Annotated in this window: 17 protein-coding genes and 1 other annotated feature; of the genes, 14 read left to right on the top strand and 3 right to left on the bottom strand. The window is 65.0% G+C overall.

Going from position 1 to position 19,490, the window contains the following annotated elements:
• Positions 1 to 7 precede the first annotated feature (7 nt).
• The 4 genes from arsH to MU856_RS17570 all read left to right on the top strand — a co-directional run bounded on the left by arsH (position 8) and on the right by MU856_RS17570 (position 3,808).
• Complete coding sequence (arsH, locus tag MU856_RS17585; RefSeq protein ID WP_263588098.1) at positions 8 to 763, top strand: arsenical resistance protein ArsH; 756 nt, start codon at positions 8 to 10, stop codon at positions 761 to 763.
• Between the two features lie 219 nt (positions 764 to 982).
• Positions 983 to 1,564 (top strand): cytochrome b/b6 domain-containing protein, encoded by a 582-nt coding sequence (locus MU856_RS17580; protein ID WP_263588097.1) that lies wholly within the window; start codon positions 983 to 985, stop codon positions 1,562 to 1,564.
• Positions 1,565 to 1,627: 63 nt separating this feature from the next.
• On the top strand, positions 1,628 to 2,068 hold the full coding sequence (locus MU856_RS17575) for a helix-turn-helix transcriptional regulator (protein WP_263588096.1): 441 nt from the start codon (positions 1,628 to 1,630) through the stop codon (positions 2,066 to 2,068).
• 127 nt (positions 2,069 to 2,195) lie between these two features.
• Positions 2,196 to 2,251: a sequence feature (sul1 is cis-regulatory element that is thought to sense ions involved in sulfur or methionine metabolism; They are found in Alphaproteobacteria), on the top strand.
• 60 nt (positions 2,252 to 2,311) lie between these two features.
• Positions 2,312 to 3,808 carry a SulP family inorganic anion transporter gene (locus MU856_RS17570; protein ID WP_263588095.1) on the top strand — a complete coding sequence of 499 codons (1,497 nt, stop codon included), beginning with the start codon at positions 2,312 to 2,314 and terminating at the stop codon, positions 3,806 to 3,808.
• Positions 3,809 to 3,894: 86 nt separating this feature from the next.
• Here the strand turns inward: MU856_RS17570 and MU856_RS17565 are convergent, their stop codons facing one another.
• On the bottom strand, positions 3,895 to 4,221 hold the full coding sequence (locus MU856_RS17565) for a hypothetical protein (RefSeq protein WP_263588094.1): 327 nt from the start codon (positions 4,219 to 4,221) through the stop codon (positions 3,895 to 3,897).
• Positions 4,222 to 5,247: 1,026 nt separating this feature from the next.
• Here MU856_RS17565 and MU856_RS17560 point away from each other — a divergent pair.
• From MU856_RS17560 to MU856_RS17550, 3 genes are read left to right on the top strand one after another with little or no spacing between them, the layout of a single operon-like run.
• The gene (locus tag MU856_RS17560) at positions 5,248 to 6,693 is read left to right on the top strand and encodes a TolC family protein (RefSeq protein ID WP_263588093.1); all 1,446 of its coding nucleotides are present in this window, start codon (positions 5,248 to 5,250) and stop codon (positions 6,691 to 6,693) included.
• The gene (locus MU856_RS17555; RefSeq protein WP_263588092.1) at positions 6,690 to 7,733 is read left to right on the top strand and encodes an efflux RND transporter periplasmic adaptor subunit; all 1,044 of its coding nucleotides are present in this window, start codon (positions 6,690 to 6,692) and stop codon (positions 7,731 to 7,733) included. The genes MU856_RS17560 and MU856_RS17555 overlap by 4 nt, the downstream gene beginning before the upstream one ends.
• Positions 7,730 to 10,771: an efflux RND transporter permease subunit gene (locus MU856_RS17550; protein ID WP_257549205.1), complete on the top strand. Its 3,042-nt coding sequence runs from the start codon at positions 7,730 to 7,732 to the stop codon at positions 10,769 to 10,771. The genes MU856_RS17555 and MU856_RS17550 overlap by 4 nt, the downstream gene beginning before the upstream one ends.
• Positions 10,772 to 10,789: 18 nt before the next feature.
• Here MU856_RS17550 and MU856_RS17545 read toward each other — a convergent pair whose 3' ends face one another.
• The gene (locus MU856_RS17545; RefSeq protein WP_257549207.1) at positions 10,790 to 11,872 is read right to left on the bottom strand and encodes an endonuclease/exonuclease/phosphatase family protein; all 1,083 of its coding nucleotides are present in this window, start codon (positions 11,870 to 11,872) and stop codon (positions 10,790 to 10,792) included.
• A gap of 284 nt (positions 11,873 to 12,156) precedes the next feature.
• Here MU856_RS17545 and MU856_RS17540 point away from each other — a divergent pair, with 284 nt between their 5' ends.
• The 7 genes from MU856_RS17540 (at position 12,157) to MU856_RS17510 (ending at position 18,518) form a co-directional block, all read left to right on the top strand.
• On the top strand, positions 12,157 to 12,786 hold the full coding sequence (locus tag MU856_RS17540; protein WP_257549209.1) for a hypothetical protein: 630 nt from the start codon (positions 12,157 to 12,159) through the stop codon (positions 12,784 to 12,786).
• 2 nt (positions 12,787 to 12,788) lie between these two features.
• On the top strand, positions 12,789 to 13,895 hold the full coding sequence (locus tag MU856_RS17535) for a glycosyltransferase (RefSeq protein WP_257549211.1): 1,107 nt from the start codon (positions 12,789 to 12,791) through the stop codon (positions 13,893 to 13,895).
• Positions 13,892 to 14,644, top strand: a complete 753-nt coding sequence (locus tag MU856_RS17530) for a polysaccharide deacetylase family protein (protein WP_263588091.1) — start codon at positions 13,892 to 13,894, stop codon at positions 14,642 to 14,644. The genes MU856_RS17535 and MU856_RS17530 overlap by 4 nt, the downstream gene beginning before the upstream one ends.
• A gap of 67 nt (positions 14,645 to 14,711) precedes the next feature.
• Positions 14,712 to 15,632: a hypothetical protein gene (locus MU856_RS17525; protein ID WP_257549215.1), complete on the top strand. Its 921-nt coding sequence runs from the start codon at positions 14,712 to 14,714 to the stop codon at positions 15,630 to 15,632.
• A complete protein-coding gene (locus tag MU856_RS17520) occupies positions 15,629 to 16,150 on the top strand; it encodes a DUF2141 domain-containing protein (RefSeq protein ID WP_257549217.1) in 522 nt (173 codons plus the stop codon). The genes MU856_RS17525 and MU856_RS17520 overlap by 4 nt, the downstream gene beginning before the upstream one ends.
• Entirely contained in the window at positions 16,147 to 17,319 is a 1,173-nt protein-coding gene (locus MU856_RS17515; protein ID WP_263588090.1) for a glycosyltransferase, read from the top strand. Before MU856_RS17520 ends, MU856_RS17515 begins: the two co-directional genes overlap by 4 nt.
• Positions 17,319 to 18,518 carry an LptF/LptG family permease gene (locus MU856_RS17510; protein ID WP_257549221.1) on the top strand — a complete coding sequence of 400 codons (1,200 nt, stop codon included), beginning with the start codon at positions 17,319 to 17,321 and terminating at the stop codon, positions 18,516 to 18,518. Before MU856_RS17515 ends, MU856_RS17510 begins: the two co-directional genes overlap by 1 nt.
• 159 nt (positions 18,519 to 18,677) lie before the next feature.
• Here MU856_RS17510 and MU856_RS17505 read toward each other — a convergent pair whose 3' ends face one another.
• A complete protein-coding gene (locus tag MU856_RS17505) occupies positions 18,678 to 19,409 on the bottom strand; it encodes an HAD family hydrolase (protein WP_257549224.1) in 732 nt (243 codons plus the stop codon).
• Between the last annotated feature and the right edge of the window lie 81 nt (positions 19,410 to 19,490).

Genomic DNA, 19,490 nt, shown 5'->3' with positions numbered 1-19,490 from the left:
CTAGCTCATGTCAGACCAAAACTTCGCGCGCCTGCGCGCACTCGTCGACCCCGACCACTTTCCGGCGCTCAGCCCCCAATATCTGCGCGCACAACCGGCGCTCGGTCTCGGCCCGCTCAATCCCGCGCCGCGCATTTTGCTGCTCTACGGCAGCTTGCGGGAACGCTCCTACTCCCGTCTCGTCGTCGAAGAGAGCGCGCGGCTGCTCCAGCTGTTCGGCTGCGAAACGCGGATCTTCGATCCCTCCGACCTTCCGCTTCCTGACCAGATCGCAGATGATGATCATCCGGCGGTCGAGGAGCTTCGCCAGCATTCGCTCTGGTCCGATGGCCAGGTCTGGTGCAGCCCCGAACGCCATGGTCAGATCACCGGGATCATGAAGGCGCAGATCGATCACCTGCCGCTCGCCTATAAGGGACTTCGCCCGACGCAGGGCCGCACGCTCGCGGTGATGCAGGTCTCGGCGGGATCGCAATCGTTCAACAGCGTCAACACGCTGCGCATCCTTGGCCGCTGGATGCGGATGATCACCATTCCCAACCAGTCGAGCGTCGCGAAGGCCTATCAGGAGTTTGATGAGGCGGGCCGGATGCTGCCATCGAGTTATTATGACCGGATTGTCGACGTCGCCGAGGAGCTGGTGCGCTTCACCGTGCTCACGCGCGGCCATGCCGACCAGCTCGTCGACCGCTACTCGGAGCGGAAGGACCGGAACGAACCCGTCGTCACGCCAGCAGAGCTCGCGGGAATTCCGGGCACATAATGTTCGCAAAGCGCGCCCGGAAACTTACGCAACGGTGCTCCTGGCGTAAGCAGATGCTTAAATCCGCGAGCATAAGCATCTGACCGATGGCCCGGCGGCGTCAGCCATGATCGGATCCTTCGAGCAACGAAGGAAAAGAGCATGCCACACGCGCAACAATTCGAACCCGAAGAATTTGCCCCAGCCCCCGATCGCTCGCGTCGCAGCTGGGATCCCGTCGTGAAAATCACCCATTGGTCGATTGTCACCGCAATCATCGCCAATGCGCTGGTTACCGAAGAAGGATCGGGGGCGCACATCTGGGTGGGCTATGCGCTGGCCGCGGTCTTCGCGCTGCGCCTGCTGTGGGGTTTGATAGGTCCGGCCGAAGCTCGCTTTTCGGCTTTCCCGCCGAGCTTGCGCCGGGCTGTGGGGCATCTAGGCGATATAAGGGTCGGCCGAAAGGAGATCCATCGCTCGCACAATCCGCTTGGCGCGTTGATGGTCTACGCCATCTGGTGCGTGCTCGGCCTTATCATTGCCAGCGGAATAGCGATGGCAGGCCCACCTTCGGGCGCGCTCCCCGGCTCTGCGGATCAGGCGGGCGAGGTCAGCCGCCATTTGGTCGCCGAACAGGACGACGATGAGGAGGAAGACGAGGTGAAAGGCGCGGAGGGTAGCGAAAGCATGTGGGAAGAAGTGCATGAGACCAGCGTCAACCTGCTCTATATTCTGATTGCCCTGCATATCGCCGGAACAGTCTTCGAGACGCGCCGCAGCGGCCGGGAAATCCTGTTGGCCATGTTGCCCGGACGCGCGTAGACCGTGACCATGCGGGAAAGACGAAGAGCGCTGGAGCGCCGGGCAGTCGCCATCACCTTCCTTGTGGCGCTGCAGACGCTCGCGACGATCTTCTTCGTCGCCGACGTCGCAGGCGACATCGCCGCGGATGGATGGAGCATGCACCTGTTCGTTGAATCCTGCGCAACCGCCGCCCTGCTGGCTGGCGTGGTCTTCGGCACGCTGCAGCTGCGCTGGCTGGTCGTTCGCGCAAGGCTTGACGAAGCTGCGGTCGCAACCGCGCGCGGCGCGATGTCAGATCTCGTCCGGCAGCGGTTCCTCGACTGGCAGTTGACCGGTGCCGAGGCCGATGTCGCGCTCTTCGCACTCAAGGGCTTCGATGCCGCAGAGATCGCATGCCTCCGCAGCGCGGCGTCGGGGACGATCCGGGCGCAGCTTGCGAGCATCTATGCAAAGGCCGGTGTCCATTCGCAGGTCGGCCTGATGGCCACGATGGTCGAAGATCTGGTCGAAGCCCCCAATTAGCGCCGGTCCAGCACTCGGCAGGGACTGGCCGGCTGGAGAGGGTCGGCTTTTATGATGCCAGGCACGAAAGCGAACAAAGCGATCGCTTGCAAAGGAGCCCGGCATCAGGATAGAGGGCCGCCATTCGCAAGGACCCGGTGCAACTCCGGGTGGCTATTCCGGCCGCCGATCCGCCGGACAACATCGCACATGCAAATATGATCGCGTCCGCCCGGGCGCCATGTGTCTTGATGTGAGCTTTTCATGTTCAACGGATTTACCGCTTACCGCCAGCAATGGTTCGCCGGCGCCGCGACCGCACGCGCCGACATCCTTGCCGGCATTGTCGTCGCACTCGCACTGATCCCCGAGGCGATCGGCTTTTCGATCATCGCCGGGGTCGATCCGCGCGTCGGCCTTTATGCATCGATCGCGATCGCGATCGTCATCTCCTTTACCGGAGGGCGACCAGGGATGATTTCGGCGGCGACCGCCGCGGTGGCCGTCCTCGTCATTCCGCTCGTCCGCGAACATGGCGTTGAGTATCTCTTTGCCGCGACGATCCTGATGGGCATCATCCAGATTATCGCCGGATTGCTACGGCTCGACCTCGTCATGCAGTTCGTATCGCGCTCGGTGATCACCGGGTTCGTCAACGCGCTCGCCATCCTCATCTTCATGGCACAGCTGCCGCAGCTTATCGATGTGACGTGGCAGGCTTATGCGATGGTCGCGGGCGGGCTTGCCATCATCTACCTGCTCCCACTGCTGACGAAGGCCGTTCCCTCGCCGCTCGTCGCCATCCTGATCCTGTCGGCAATCAGCATTGGGTTCGGCCTGCCGGTGAACACGGTCGGCGACATGGGCAAGCTTCCGGAAGGTCTTCCGAACATCGTCCTGCCCGATGTACCGCTGACTTTGGAAACGCTACGGATCATCCTGCCCTATTCGCTGACGATGGCCGCAGTCGGCCTGCTCGAATCGCTGCTGACGGCGCAGATCGTCGACGACATGACGCACAGTGATAGCGACAAGCGCCGCGAATGCGCCGGACAAGGCACCGCCAACATCGCCGCCGCCTTCGTCGGCGGGATGGGCGGCTGCGCAATGATTGGTCAGTCCGTCATCAACGTCACCTCAGGCGGGCGGACCCGTCTTTCGACCTTCACTGCCGGCGCCACGCTCCTGATGTTGCTCGCCTTGCTCGGCCCCTATGTCGGCCGCGTGCCGATGCCCGCGCTGGTCGCGGTGATGATCATGGTGTCGATCGGCACCTTCAGCTGGAACTCGATCGCGAACCTGCGCCGCCATCCGCCGACCTCGTCGATCGTGATGGTGACCACGGTGGTTGTGGTCGTGGCGACCCACGACCTATCGCTTGGCGTGCTCGCGGGTGTGCTGCTGTCGGGGATATTCTTTGCCGCAAAAGTGCAGCGGATGTTCGAGGTGCGGCGCGAGGCCAGTGATGACGCGAGCCGCACTACCTATTTCGTGACTGGCCAGATTTTCTTCGCCTCGGTCGACCGCTTCACACGGAGCTTCCAGACTGATGAGGCCGCACCCGAGATCCTCATCGACGTGTCGGCCGCACATTTCTGGGACATCTCGGGTGTCGGCGCGCTCGACAAGATCATCGCGCGCCTGCGCCGCGAAGGCCGCACGGTGGAGGTCGTCGGTTACAATCGCGCCAGCGCCGACATCGTCGACAAGTTCGCGCTGCACGATAAAACGGGGTTCGAACTCGGTGCCGTTCCTCATTGAAGAGCGGCCGGTCGGGAAGAGCCGCTTCCACGACGAGCCCTTATTGAAGCGGACATACGCTGTCGCGATGCAGCAACCATTACCTATCACAACACGTCCCGGTTAGCATTGCTTGTGCGCCGTAAGCGCACCGTCCGTGCACGCCTGGAGACAGCTGCGACCAGGACAGCGACCGGCTTCGCGACCAGGACCGGAGCGATATGGACAGCGATCGGGATCGCCTGCGCGACAATGACTGAACCGGCGACCGGAACCGCGACTGGCTGAACGCGTCGGAGGCCATCGACGACGAGCTTGCGCGCTTCAGCCTGCTGACAGGCGCCGAGCGCGCGCAGCTCCGTGACGAGATGCGCGCAAGAACCCTCGAGGAGCGAGCGCGCATTCGCGCCCGTCATCGACAGACGATCGGGCACCGCGCGCGCGATGGGTATCGCTGCGCCGCTTGGCGTCGGCGGTGGCGCTGGGACCGGCGATGGAAGCCGCTCGGGCTGCATGAGGCATTCGCGGCAAGCCTTTCGGCAGGACTTCCGCTCAAATTCACCATTTGCGATCGCCGGCTTTCATTTTCCATCGCGAGGATCGGCGGTGCCAGGGCTCATTTTGTAGAGTTGGCCGCAAGCGAAGGCGCTTTGCAACGGCGGCGGAATGCTGCGGCGGAGGCAAAAGATGCCGCTGCGCGGATCGCGCCAGAGTCCTTTCGGATCCGTGATTGTTCGTCCTTTGTGTACGCGTCTGGTGTATCCACCGAGCCACTCACGAACATAAAACCGAGACTTCGGCGCCCTTCCGGCGATTTGGTGACCCCTACGGGAGGGGTCGGATGGGCTACAAGCCCACGGTTTTCCGTCATTTTCTGCGACGTGAGACGACGCATGTGTACTCAGTGGGTGTACTCACGATCGTGAGCACACTGTCGCGATAGCCGTTGATGAGGTGATCTGTAAAGGCTGCTTTGCGCCTCATGTTGGCCGCTCAGTCCGTGGTTGGCCGACACTGAAAGCAGTCGTCTGATTATGGACATGATGGGGAACCGGACGGATGGATGAACACGAACGCCGCGGCGAAGTTCGTGGCCACTAGTATCGCGGTGCGGATCGCGAACAGTTCGCGGGGGCGGATGTTCACTGGCAGCCCGCAAAGCGTAGTCGTTATCAGGCCGCCGCCGCCGAAATGGCGCCCGTAAATGCCGAACAGTGACTGCGCGGCGAGCAGGCGAACCGAAATGCCGGCGCCGGCGCGAGTTCGTTCCGATAGGCCCCCGCGCTCATGCCTGCGCCGGGGAGGGAGACGTTGGACGTGCGTGGCTCTGGGGCGGCCTGATCACTGTGGGCGTCGTGCTCATCGCGTTCCGGCCGGCCTGAGTGTGTCGCCGCCGGAGCGTCGGCCCCATTTTTCCTTATGGGGTGCGGATTCTGCGTTTCAGCGGCGTCAACAGCCCAATGTCGATTCCGCACGATCCCAATGTTAATGATGTCGAGTTGTTAATGGCGTGCGTCCAGGCACGAAAGGGCTATCGTTCGAGCATGATCAAGCGGTTCTGGGCCTCATCGACACTGTTGCTGCTCTTCCCGCTGGCGGCGTGCGCTCACTACGAGCCAAAGCCGCTCCTCGTCGATGCCGGTGCTGCGCCGTCGCTTCAGGCCCCGCTAACCGATATCCTGTCGCGCGACGCTACGACGATTGACCGGCCCTATCTGAAGCCCGTCGCGCTCGACCTTTCGGCGCCGCTCGACCCCAATGGCATCGCGATCCTCGCGGTGATCGCCAATCCCGATCTCAAGGCGCAGCGCGCGCGCGCCGGTGTCGGTGACGCGCAGGTCTTTGCCGCGGGACTGCTTCCCGACCCGACCTTCAGCTTCGGCGTCGACCATATTCTTTCGGGGCCGGACCCGCTCGACAATATCGCCGGCGCGCTGGGCTTCAGCCTGAATGCACTGCGCACGCAAAAGGTGCAGCGCGCGCAGGCCGTCGCCGAGGCACGGCAGGTGCGGCTCGACCTTGCCTGGGCCGAATGGCAGACGGCTTGCAACGCGCGGCTGCAGGCGGTGCGGGTTCTCTCGCTCGAGCAGGCGCTTGCCAATGCGGCGACCAGCGCCGACGCGAGCGAAGCGCTTCTCGGCCGCTATCTGAAGGCGGCGGGCCGCGGCGACATTTCGCCCGATCAGGTCCAGTCGTCGCGCATCGCCGCGCTCGATGCGCAGAGCAATTTCCGTAGCGCCCAGACCGGTCTCGCGGCCGCGCGATCCGAACTGCACCGCTTGCTCGGTCTGCCGCCCGACTATGCCCTGCGGCTCGCGCCGGTGCCGATGCCGGCCGGGGTGCCTGGGACCGATCGCCTCTTCGCTCTCGCTCTTGCCAATCGCAGCGATCTCGACGCGCTGCGTGCCGGCTATGATGCGCAGGAAGCTGCTGTCCGCCGCGCGATTCTCGATCAGTTCCCGAACCTTGATCTCACGATCAACGGCGCGCGCGATACGGGCGGCAACAAGCTGCTCGGCCCGTCGATCGGCTTCACGCTCCCGCTATGGAACCGCAATCGCGGGGGTATCGCGGTCGCCGAGGCCACGCGCGAAGCGCTCCATCAGGAATATGATGCGCGCCTCTTCCAGACCCGCGCCGATATCGCCGCCGCGGTGTCGGGGCTCGCGATCGCGCGCCAGCAATATGAGATCCTTCACGCTGGTATGCCTGCCATCGAAAACTTTGCGAAAGCGAGCCGCCGCGCAGCGCAGCGCGGCGACCTTGCGCTGGCGACCGCCGAGGTCGCCGAGCAAAGCCTTCGCGATCGGCAATTGCTCCTTCTCCAGTCGCAGCAGGCGATCGCCGAACAAACCATTGCGCTCGAACTGCTCGTCGGCGCCCCGCAGGAATCCTGGACCCTATGATCAGCCGGACGTCCCTCGCTCTGCCGCTCGTCTTCGCCTGTCTTCTGGGCGGCTGCCAATCCTCGACCGATACGGCCGCGACCGCCGATCCGGTCGCGACGATCGACGTTGCGGCCGTGACCACCGGCGATATCGACGAGAAGATCATGCTCTATGGCGCGGCCGAGGCCAATGGCGCGGGCAAATATACGCTCTCGGCTCCGATGGAGGCGATCGTTCAGGCCGTCGATGCGCCGGTAGGAAGCCACGTGACGCGCGGCCAGATATTGGTACGGCTGAGCCCAAGCCCGACCGCGCGGCTCGATCTCGCCACCGCCTCGGCCAATGCCAATGCCGCAGATCTGGCGCACGCCCGGGCGCGGCGCCTTCGCGCCGACGGGTTGGTGAGCGATGCCGAGGTCGAAACCGCACGTGCCGCGAAACAGGCCGCCGACGCATCGCGCGCGAGCCTCGCCACCCGCAACGGGGCACTGGTGCTTCGTGCACCGGCAAGCGGCACGGTCGAGGTGATCGGAGCAAGCGCGGGCGAACTCGTCGCGGCCGGTACGACGATCGTATCGCTGGTCAAGGAAGGCGACTTGCGCGCGCGCTTCGGCGTCGATCCCGCGATCGCGCGGCGCATTCCCAAGGGGAGCTATGTTGAGGTTACCGCGGCTGGCAGCAAGCGGGCCTTCAACGTCCCTGTGCTGTCGGTCGACAGCGTGGTAGACTCGGTGACGAAGCTGGCGTCGGTCTATGTCCAGATACCGAATGAGCGCGGCGTCGGTGCGGGCGAAAGCCTGACCGGGCGCGTGTTGCTCGCCAATATCTCGGGCGGCATCACCATTCCCTATGCGGCGCTGCTCGATGACGGGGGGCAGCCCTTCGTCTTCGTCATCGCGAACACTATCGCCAAGCGACGCGATATCGTCGTCGGGCCGCGCACCGGCGACCGGATCAGCGTCACCTCCGGGCTGAAGGCCGGCGAACGCGTCGCGACGGCTGGCGTAACCGCGCTTGAGGACGGGATGAAGACCCGCATCCAGGGCGCGAAGAAGTGACCGACGTCATCAGCAAGCATGCGCGGTCGATCTGGCTCACGGTGATCCTGCTCGCGCTCGCGGGGGTGGTATCGGCGACGCGCGTGCCGGTCGGGCTGTTCCCGAACATCGATTATCCGCGCGTCGTCGTGTCGGTCGACGCCGGCGACCGCGACGCCGCGCAGATGGAAGCCGAGATCACCCGCCCGATCGAAATCGGGCTCCGCGCGGTGCCTGGCGTGACCAATGTCCGCTCGGTCACGAGCCGCGGGAGCGCCGAGGTTGCGCTCAATTTCCAGTGGGGCGACGATATGGTGGCGGCCGCCCAGTCGACGCAGGGCGCGCTCGCGACGTTGCTGCCGACCTTGCCGCCGGGCACGAGCTTCAACGTTCGCCGCTCGGACCCGACGATCTTCCCGGTCACCGGCTTCGCCTTGACCTCGGACAGCCTCAGCCCCGAGGCGCTTCGTGCGATCGCCGATCTCAAGATATTGCCTGCCTTGACTTCGGTCGAGGGCGTCGCCGGCGTCGACATATTGGGAAGCAGTCCGCGCGAATTCGCGGTCGATGTCGATCCCGCTCGGCTGCAATCGCTCGGGATCAGCCTCACCGATGTCGTCACCGCGCTCGGCAAGGCCAATATGGTCCGTGGGCTCGGCAAGATCGAGGATCGCCACCGTCTCTATCTGGTGCTGATCGAGAACCGCGTCGCCAATGCGGACGATCTTGGCGCGATCCCGGTCAAGGCGGCCGCAGGCGGGGCAGGGGTCGTCACGCTCGGGCAGATCGCGACGATCTCGCCCTCGACGGCCCCGGCGTTCAACCGCGTAACCTCCGACGGCAAGCAGGCTGTCCTCGTCAACGTCCGCCAGGCGCTGAAGGGCGATACGGTGGCGATCGTCAAAGCGGTCGATGCGCGGATCGCCGAACTGCATCTGCCGCCATCGGTCAAGGTCACCACCTTCTACGATCAGTCCGAACTGGTCGTCGGCGCGGCAAATGCCGTGCGCGACGCGATCCTGATGGGCGCGCTGCTCGCCGGGATCGTGCTTTTCGTCTTCCTGCGATCGGGGCGGCTGATGGTCATCACCGGCCTGATGCTGCCCGCGGTGCTCGCCGCCACCTGCCTACTGCTCTTCGCGTTCGGCATGAGCTTCAACATGATGACGCTTGGCGGCATGGCTGCGGCGGTCGGGCTCGTGGTCGACGATGCGGTGGTGATGCTCGAACATATGATGCGGCGGATGCAGGAGCAGCGGTTGGCCGAACCCGGGTCGCTGCTCTCCGCCGCAGCCGAAATGGGCATGCCGCTGCTCGGCTCGACCACCGCAACGATCGTCGTCTTCCTTCCGCTCGCCTTCATCAGCGGGGTGACCGGCGGCTTCTTCAAGGCGCTTGCGATTACGATGGTCGCGGCGCTGGTCATTTCCCTGCTCTTCGCGCGCTTCGTCATCCCCCTCGTCGCAGCCTATTGGCTCCGCGAGAAGGACGCCGAGTCCGCCGATCGCGCCAACAAGATCCTCGATCCGCTGCTCGATCGCTACGGTCGCGCCAGCACGCGCGCGTTCGGGCGGCCGGCCTTGCTCGCGGTCGTGGTCGCGGCGCTGCTGGCGGTCAGCGGTTATATGGCGTGGCGTAACGTGCCCTCGGGCTTCATGCCCAAGATGGACGAAGGCGGGTTCGTCATCGACTATAAGGCGCAGTCGGGCGCATCGCTCGAAGATACCGACGCGCTGCTGCAACGCGTCGAGACGATCATTCGCGCGACGCCCGAGGTCGCCAGCTATTCGCGGCGGACCGGACTTCAGCTCGGCGGTGGCCTGACCGAGGCGGACGAGGGCGATTATTTCATTCGCCTCAAGGGCGGCTCGCGGCGGAATATCGAAGCGGTGATGACCGATATGCGCGAGAAGATCGCGGCTCAAGTGCCAGGTCTCGAAGTCGAACTGATCCAGCTCATGGAGGATCTCATCGGCGACCTGACTGCGGTGCCGCAGCCGATCGAAGTCAAATTGTTCGGCGACGATCCGGCAGCGCTCGAAACCGCGGCGAAGGCTATCGGCGATCGTATCGGTAAGATTTCGGGCGTGGTCGAGGTCATCGACGGCCTGCGCGTCGCGGGCGACGCGATCAGCATCGCGGTCGATCCGGGCGCCGCGGCCCAATATGGCCTCGACCCCAACAGCATCGCTTCGCAGCTCGAAACTGCCGTGGGCGGCACCCCGGCGACGCAGGTCCGCATCGGCGCGCAGCTCATTGGCGTGCGCGTGCGCGCGCCGCAGGATTTACGCAGCGACGTCGCGCAAATCGAAAACCTGCCGCTGGTTGCGCCCGACGGGAGCAGCATCCGGCTTGCGGCGGTCGCGACCGTGTCGACGCAGGGCGGCCAAAAGCAGCTCACGCGCGAGAATTTGGCGCCTTATATTGCCGTGACCGCGCGGCTGGAGGGGCGCGATCTCGGCTCGGCGATGACCGAGATCAAGAGCGCGGTCGGACGGCTCAAGCTGCCCGCCTCGGTCCGCGTCGACTATGGCGGGCTTTATGCCGAGCAGCAAAAGAGCTTCGCCGATCTCTCGCTGGTATTCGGCGCCGCCTTGCTGCTCAGCGCCTTGCTCATCACCCTGTTGTTCGAGCGCGCCGGCTGGACGGTCGCGGCGATTGCCACGGTGCTACTCACTGCGGCAGCCGTGATGATCGGCCTGTGGATCATGGGAATCGAGCTCAATATTTCGGCGCTCATGGGGCTCACCATGGTCGTCGGCATGGTCGCCGAGCTCGTCATCTTTTTCCTCGCAGAAATCGACCGCGACAGCCCCATGACGGCTGCGACGTTGCTGGAGGCCGGCAAGAAGAGGCTACGTCCGATCCTGATGTCGGCCCTCATCGCAGTCCTGACACTCGCGCCGCTCGCGCTGGGGATCAGCCGGGGCGCCGGCCTTCAGCAGCCGCTGGCGACCGCGATCATCTTCGGCCTGATCGCCGCCGTGCCGCTGGTGCTCTTCTTTCTTCCCGCGGTGCTGCTGGCGCTCACGCGGCGCGAATCCGCACCAGCCGCCTGAGGCGCACCCTCCGCCGCGTCAGCCGTTCGAGCGATGCCGCAGGGAATGCGCGGTGAGCGCCTGAGTCAGGCGATAGGTCACCCCATAGCCGACATGATCGGAGAGCATCGTGCCGTCGCGCTCACGGCCGAACGGCACCGCCATCGCAATCGCTTGGATCGAGGCGCGATAGCCCGGTGAGAAGAATTGCCAGTCGCGCCCTCTCTGGAACACCGTCGCGACGATCGAGGGCACGGCGCGTCCGCATGGTTCGCCGGGCTTGAGGCAATGCTGGAGCGCATTGTCGATCGGCAGCCGGCGTTTGGTGGTCCAGTTGGCCGCGCTGTGAGCTGTGAGAAAGCTCCGTCGCTCGGCCGAGCTCGCGTTGAAATCGCCCGCCAGAATGACCGGCAGGTCGGGGTTGCGGTATCGCGTCAAGAAATCGTCGATTATTTCGACTTGTCGCCGATAGGCATAAAGCGAGCGCTCCTGGCTGACGCCGGAGGCTTTCTTGCTGTTCATATGCGTGGTGACCACGGTCACCGGCGTCGCACTTCCGGGAACGGCAATGGTCACCATCAATATGCCCTTGTTGGCGAGGCAGTCATACCCGGCGCAGGCAAAGGCGGGAAAGGCCTCGCGGCGCACCGAGAGGATGGGATAGTCCGACGCAAGCATGAGCCCTGAAGAGACTTGCTTGCCCGACCGCTCGCCCTTGAAAAAGCTGGCGCCGTCGATGAAGGGGCGATCGCCCAGTCGCGGCTGGACCGGGCTCGGAAGATCGCGAGACGGACCTTCGACGACATAACGATAGCCGCTGCGTCTGGCGATCGCCTTGGCTGGCGCAGTGAAGGCTTCCTGCAGGATGACCACATGCGGTTGCGCGCCGCGTGCCCGCATTGCGAGAAGGCGCTCCTCGATGCGCGCGAAGTCGACCGCGCGGTCGGAGGTTATAGGCCAGGGCAGGCCTTTCACATTATAGGCCATGATCGAGAGCCCGGCGGTGACGGGCTGCGGGGACGTGTACGGCTGCGCAGCGGAAGCGGCTGGCGGGACCGTCGCGACAAACAGCATCGGCGCCATCGCGATCAGCATAGTCACGCCTGCCACCTTCTTGCTCATCCGCGTTGCTCCTTCCGGTTCGAGATCGGCTGAATGACGCCGCGGAGCCGCGCGATCCGCACTTCCCCGTGTCAGGTGTGGAAACGCGAGGCCCATGGCGTCTGACCCTTCAGGCATCTGGCTGGCAGGTGCCCCGCGAACTCGGGGGATATGGAATGAGGGCTTTAGCGATCCGTGCCGCAGCGGTTGCAGCCATGCTCGATCCATGCGCCCTGATGGCGCAGGAGGCAGCGCCGAATATTGCTGTCACGCATAGCGCGCCCGTACATTACGGGCGAACATCGATGCGGTCACCGGTTGCGGCCTTTTCGGCCGATCATATCCCGGCAGCTCCTTCTCCCATCATCATGCTGAACGGCGACGTCGCGATGCTCGGCACCATCAGGAGCCAATCGGGCGGCCGCGAATGGGACGGCGGAGCCTTTCATCTGGCCGCCATGCGCGGACGGTCGGAGTCCGCGCGAATGGCCGGGCAAAGTTTCGAGTATCAGCGCTTCGCGATGATGGCGATCGGTGCCGACCTGTCCCGGGATATCTCGGATCGCGACACGCTGACGCTCGCAGGCACCTATGTCGCCCAGCGGTGGCATCCGGCGTTCATCGTCGGCCCGCACCGCTATTATCGTACCGACGAGCGCGCCGTCGCCCTGCACTGGACCCGCGATGATCGCCTCGATCTGGCGGGCACGCTGTTCGACACCGGTCCTGCGAACAGGCGGACGGCCGTCGAGCGCATCACCGACCTTGCCGGCGGCGCGCCTCGCGAGGTTCGCGGCTGGGGGCTGACGGCCAGTCTATATCCCGCAGGGGAGCCCGGACGCCTGTCGGTGGGCATCGATTTTCGCGATCAGCAAGATCGCGACATCCAGCGCCAGGACGCGCGCGTCCAGATCTTTCTGAGGCAGAAATTCTGACCATGACCCATGCCGAGCATATCGCGATCATCCTCCATGATTTCTCGACCGGAGGCAGCGAACGCATCGCCATTCGCCTCGCCAATCGCTGGGCGGAACTGGGGCGGCGGGTGACGATCATTTGCGGAACGCAGACGGGCGCGGCACGCGCGCTCGTCGGCCCCGGCGTCGCGGTCAGGACCTGCTCGCCCGAAACATTGCGCAGCCCCTGGTCGCGCATGCAACTCGGGTGGCGGATGGCGCGGATCGTGCGGGCCGAGGCGCCCGATATCATCTTTTCGCCGGGCAATTTTCACCTCATCATCCTCGCCTTTCTCGCGCGCCGACGCTTCGCCAAGCGGCCAATTTTCGTCAACAAGCTCAGCAACCCGATCCGCCGGGCAGGGATTCGCCACCACATATGCGGGCTCGCCGATGCGGCGATCCGGCTCGCCGCCGCGCCGATCGACATGCTGGTCGCGATGTCGCCTTCGTTGCTTGACGAAGCGCGGTCGGTATTTCCGGGCCATGCCGTGATTGAAATCGCCGAGCCCATCCTCGAGGACGATGCCGCCGCCCCGCACAGCCGTGCCGGCCTCGAACCCGCGCCGCTCATCCTCTGCGCCGCGCGGCTCGCGCCGCAGAAGGATCTGATCACCGCCCTCCGTGCCTTCGCCGAACTCCCTTCGGCGCTGAGGGCACGGTTGTTGATCCTGGGCGAAGGGCCGCTGCGCGGACGGCTCGAACGCGAAGCCGAAAGGCTGGGTGTCGCGGCGCGCGTCGAGATGCCGGGCCATGTTCCCGATATCGCGCCCTATCTTGCGCAGGCGGACCTCTATCTGATGAGCTCGCATTATGAAGGCTATCCCGCGGTCCTCGTCGAAGCGATCGCGGCGGGGGTCCCGATCGTGACCACCGATTGTTCGCTCGCCTTGCCCGAAATCTTCCCGTCGCCCGAACTGGGGGCGATCGTTCGCCAGCGGCAACCCGAAGCCATCGCCGGGGCGATCGTCGCGCAGCTCCGCCGGTCGCCTCCTGCACCAAATGCAGCGCGCAAGATCACGGATCGCCACAGGCTTGGTGCCTCGGCGGCCGAATATCTGGCGCTCTTTGACCGGCTGGCTCGATGACCGCGCGCCGCCTGCTGGCCTCGATCCATGATGTCACGCCGGTTCATGCCGAGCGTCTGGACCGCCTCGTTCCGATCGTCGAAGCGGCCGTGGGTCCGGGACGCTACGCCCTCCTTGTCGTTCCCGATTTTCATCGGCAGGGCCTGTTGACGGACGATCCGAAGTTCGCCCGCCGCCTGCGCGGCTGGGCCGACGCGGGCTGCGAAATATTCCTGCATGGTTTCACTCACATCGACGAGAGCCGCCATGCAGGCGCGGCCACCCGCTGGAAGGCTTCGCGCATGACGGCCGGCGAGGGTGAATTCCTCGGCCTCTCGACGCGCGAGGCCGAAGCGCGAATAGGGGAAGGCCGCGATATGATCGAACAGGTGATCGGCCGGCCGATCGACGGGTTTGTCGCGCCTGCGTGGCTCTATGGAGAGGATAGTCTCGCCGCGCTCGCGGCGCAGGATATACGCTTGATCGAAGATCATTTTCGCGTCTGGAATCCCCAGAATTTCGCGGTTTTCGCGCGCGGGCCGGTCGTGACCTACGCGAGCCGGTCGCGCCTGCGCATCGCGAGCTCGATCCTGTGGTCGCGCCTCGCAACGACGTTGCTCGCACGTGCATCGACGGTCCGTCTCGCGGTCCATCCGCACGACGTCGATTCGCCGCGGTTGATGCGCGAGATTATTCGCGCGCTCGGTGCTTTTACGCGGTCGCACCAGCCGGCCGCCTACGCAGACCTGGCATCCGGCCGATTTTCCTGAATCGCTGGTGCGGATTTACCGGGGGCTTGGCGTCAGTCCCTCAGTGACCCCTGCCAAAAGGTGATCGATGGCTTCTCAAGCATTGGGTGCAACGCCAAATAGATGGGCAGAGCGCCTTCGTCCTCTCCTCCAAGAGCAACATCCCTGGCAAAAATATCTTTCTCTCGGCCTGTCGCTCGCGCTCCTTGCCGCGCTCGGCTCGAAGCTTTCGAGCATCGGCTTGGCCGGACTCGTGCGGGGTGTCCCCGCGTCGCCGGTCTTCTGGATTGCCTTTGCTGCTTATTATTTCGCGCTGCCGGCCTCCGAATGGCTGATATTCCGGCGCCTGTGGAACATTCCGCGCACCGGTTTCGCTGCGCTGCTGCGCAAGCTCGTCAGCAACGAGATATTGTTCGGCTATAGCGGCGAGGCCTATTTCTACGGCTGGGCGCGGCGCCATGCAAAGATGGCGGCGGCGCCTTTCGGCGCGATCAAGGATGTCAGCATCCTTTCGGCGGTCGCCGGCAATCTCATGACCCTGGCGATGCTCGCGCTTGCCTGGCCGGTCATCGGAGAGGTGGCCCCCGAATTCCATGGTCGAACCGTCGCGCTGTCGGCGGCGGTCATCATGGGGCTCTCGCTCGCCCTGCTCGCCTTCAGGCACCGCATCTTCTCGCTATCCCGCTCCGACCTGAAGATGATCTTCGGCGTCCATACCGGCCGGCTGCTGCTGACCACCTTGCTCTCGGGCGTGATGTGGCACAGCGCCTTGCCGGCCGTGCCCATGGGCTCGCTGCTCCTCCTCGCCACACTGCAACTGCTCGTAACGCGCCTGCCTTTCGTGCCAAACAAGGATCTTGTTTTCGCCAGCGTTGCGCTCTTCCTGATCGGGCACGACGGCGCGATCGGGCCGCTGATCGCAATGATCGCCGGATTGATCCTGTTCGTGCACCTTCTTCTCGGCGCCGTTTTGACGCTCTCGGAACTTGCGAAGGCGCATCGGTCGTGAAGGTCGCGATTGCACCCATGGCGCTGTTGCTGGTGGCGGCAGCCCCCGTCAAACCCGACCCGTCGCTGGGCAAGGCCGGGGCCGCGTGCCGGGCGAATGAAACGGGTCCGGCGGTCCTCGTCTCGGTGATCGGCCTCAAGGATCGCAAGGGCCTGGTACGCGCCGAACTCTATCCGGCGAACGACAGCGATTTCCTTGCCGACGATGCGGTCCTGATCAACGCGCAAAAGTTGTTCCGGCGAGTGGACCTGGAGCTGCCGCCATCGGGGCCCGTCACCCTCTGTCTGCGCGTCCCGGCACCCGGCCGGTACAGCCTGTCGGTCCTGCACGATCGCAACCATAATCTCAAATGGGACAAATTGTCCGACGGGCTCGGGTTCGGCGGCAATCCGAAGCTCGGCTGGTCGAAGCCGAAGGCGGCTGCCGCGTCGGTCGTGGTGGGCGCGGGGCCAACACGCACCGAGGTCGTCATGAATTATCTGAGCGGGCTGAGATATAAGCCACTGGAACGCAAATGAAGATCGTCGACGTCTGCGCCTTTTATACGCCGCACGGCGGCGGGGTGAAAACCTATATCGACCGCAAGCTCGCGATCGGCGCCGCGATGGGACATGAAATCGTCGTCATTGCGCCAGGCTCGCACGATCGGGTCGAGCGGCGGGCGGGCGGCGGCACGATCGTCCATGTTGCGAGCCCGCAATTGCTCGTCGACCGGCGCTATCGCTATTTCGACGACGCCGCGGCCGTTCATGCGCGCCTCGACGCCGAACGCCCCGATGTGGTCGAAGCCTCATCGCCCTGGCGCACCGCCAATATCGTCGCCGACTGGCAGGGCGATGCGCCGCGGGCCCTGATCATGCATGCCGATCCGCTAGCTGCCTATGCCTATCGCTGGTTCGGGCGGTTCGGCAGCCGCAAGACGATCGACAAGAGCTTCGATCTCTTCTGGCGCCATCTGCGCCGGCTGGGTGCGCGCTTCGACAGCGTCGTCAGCGCCAATCGCCATCTTTCGGCGCGGCTCAGGGCGGGCGGTGTGGCGGGAGTCGAGACGATACCCATGGGAGTCGATCCGGGGCTCTTCTCGCCGGCGCACCGCGATCCCGGCCTGCGGCGGGATCTTCTCGCGCGCTGCGCGCTCCCGGAAAGCGCGACCCTGTTGATCGGGGTTGGCCGCCACAGCGGCGAAAAGCGTTGGCCGCTGGTGATCGATGCCTGCCTCGCGGCGTCACAGCATCGTCCGATCGGCCTGGTCCTTGTCGGTGACGGCCGCGACCGTGCACGGCTCGTCCGCCAGATCGGCAGTAATCCGCACGTCCATCTCCTTGCGCCGGTCGCCGATCGCGCCTTGCTGGCACGCGTGATGGCCAGCGCCGACGCGCTGATCCACGGCTGCGAAGCCGAAACCTTCGGCCTTGTCGCGGCGGAGGCCGCGGCATCGGGTCTGCCGTTGATCGTCCCCGACGAAGGCGGCGCGTCGGACTTCGTGCGCAGCGACAATGGCGAACTCTACGAAGCGGGCGATGCAGGCGCTGCGGCGCATGCGATCGGACGGCTCCTCGCGCGCGATCCGGCAGCGCTCGCTGCGGCCGTCGCCCGGCGCGCCGGGAGCGTGCCGCTGATCGACGATCATTTCGGCGCGCTGTTCGGCCGCTATCGTTCGTTCGCGTCGCTCCGCCGGGCGGCCTGATGTCCGCGATCGATCTTTATATCGCGCGGCGGCTCGCACGGCCCTTTCTCGCCGTCAGCGCTGTAATTGTCTTGTTGCTGACACTCGAGAACAGCCGCCGGCTGATGGCGTTGCTTGGCAATGTCGAGCAGCCCGTCGCCGTGCTGATCAAGCTGATGCTCTATCTTGTTCCCGAATATCTCGGGCTTGGCCTGCTGATTGCCGTGTTCGTATCGGTCGCGGTCGTCTTTCGCGACTTCGCTCTTCAGGGCGAACTCGACATATTTGCGTCGATCGGTCTCTCCCCCCGTCGCTTGCTCCGCGCGCCGCTGATGTTCGGGCTGGCGGTAGCGCTGCTGCATGTCGGCATTCGCGCTTATATAGAACCGGCCGGCGAGCAGCGGCTCGATGCGCTCGGCACGTCGATCGCGCTTGGCAATCTCGGCCTGTCGATCGCGCCGGGCGAGTTTCTGCGTCCCAGGCCCGGGACGATGTTTCATGTCGATGCCGTCGACAGGAGCACGGGCATTTTTCGCGGACTTCTTGTGCAGAGCCGCAGCCTGACGGTTGCCGCGCGCGAAGGGCGGGTGATCAATGGCGGGCACGAGGGGGTCTTGTTGCGACTGTTCGATGGCCATGTGGTCGTGACGTCCCCCAGCGGCCGACTCGAAGTCACGTCGTTTCAAGCGATGGCGATGCCCATAGAGTTGATGGCCGCCAAGCCCGTCCATATGACGCCGCGCCATCGAAACGACCGGCTCATGTTCGGCGATCTGTGGCGCGCCGCGTCTCACGCCCCGACCGAGCCCGAACGCGCGGCAGCCCGCGCAGCGTTCGGTAGCCGGTTTGTGTCCGCCGCCTTTATCGCTCTTGTCCCGCTCTTCGGTTTTGCCCTCGGTGTTCCGCCCAAGCGATCGACGTCCGCGCTTGGGCTGGGCCTCGGCATCATGCTGATTGTGGGCTTCGTCCAGACGATCGTCGCGATCGAGGATGGCGCCAACGCGTTAGCGCCCCTGTTTCAGGTCGCGATCCTGTTTGGCTTTGCCTGTGTTGCGCTCGCGATGCTTCGCGCCCAGATCCGTCGCGGGCCCGGCGCCATCGAGGCGATGCTGGTGTCGGCGAGCCAACCCGCGCGGCATCTGTCGCGCTGGTTCCGCCTCGACCGCCTGATGATGCGGCTGCCCACCGACCGGCAGCCGATATTGTCGGCTGGTCGATGACGGCACCGGGTCCGCAGCACAGCAATCCGCCAAAGCCGTCGGCGCAGCCGGATGACGGCTCACGCGAGGCGAACGCCTTTCATTGGCTTCCCCATGCCCCCGTCTGGTGGAACCTGCTGCGCTTCGCGACACGCAATTGTCGGAGATGAGGGTTGCCCGTCAGCCGCGAATGGAGCGCCGCTCGTGCAGGCTTCGCACGGGCGCAGCTTTTGGCTGACGCCAGTCATAGACCGTCCATCCCCGTCGCAAGGCCATATGGAGCAACCGGCGCGACGGATTGACCGCCACCGCTTCATCGGCCCATTCGAAGGTAGGAAGGTCGGAAAGATCGTCCGAAAAGAAGCGGATGTGGACGTCCACGCGATCGATCTCCTGACTCGCCAGCCAATGTTCGAGCATGCGACGCTTGTCCGCGCCGTAGCAATTCGCGCCGGCGATCCGGGGCGTGAGGTCGCGCCCGCGCCACATCGACCCCGTACCGACCACATCGGTGACGCCGAGCCGCTCGGCGATGGCCTCGAGATAGAACAGGTGCGCGGCCGATGCGATGACGACGCGGCGCCCGGCTGTTTTCTCGGCTGCGATGTTCACAACGCCATCCCGATGGATATTTTGTGCAAGACTCTGCTCGGCATAGGCGCCCGCGAGATCGGTTATTGTGTCGAGATCGACAGCGCTTCCGAGCATAAGGCGCTGCATCGCCTGCTTGAGCTGTTTGCGCGACAGCAAGCGGGCCTTGTACGCCGCCATCAAGGCGACCACGAGCGGGACGAAGACGAGGCGCCACGGCGCATGCCGCCGCGCAGCGAAAAGCAGGAACGGCGACCAGGTCCCGTGGATGGTCAAGGTGCGATCGAGATCGAAGATCGAGAGCGGACGCGATGATGTCATGGGCGACTTCCTCCGCAGGAACGACGCCGCCCGAATTATTTTCCGCACTTGCTGTGGATATCAGGCCGCCGCGGCGTCGTT

It is taken from the genome of Sphingopyxis sp. GC21 (assembly GCF_025727575.1).
Taxonomy (GTDB): domain Bacteria; phylum Pseudomonadota; class Alphaproteobacteria; order Sphingomonadales; family Sphingomonadaceae; genus Sphingopyxis; species Sphingopyxis terrae_A.
The sequence above is the reverse complement of the archived record's forward strand: the minus strand, read 5'-3'. Positions and strand labels throughout refer to the sequence as shown.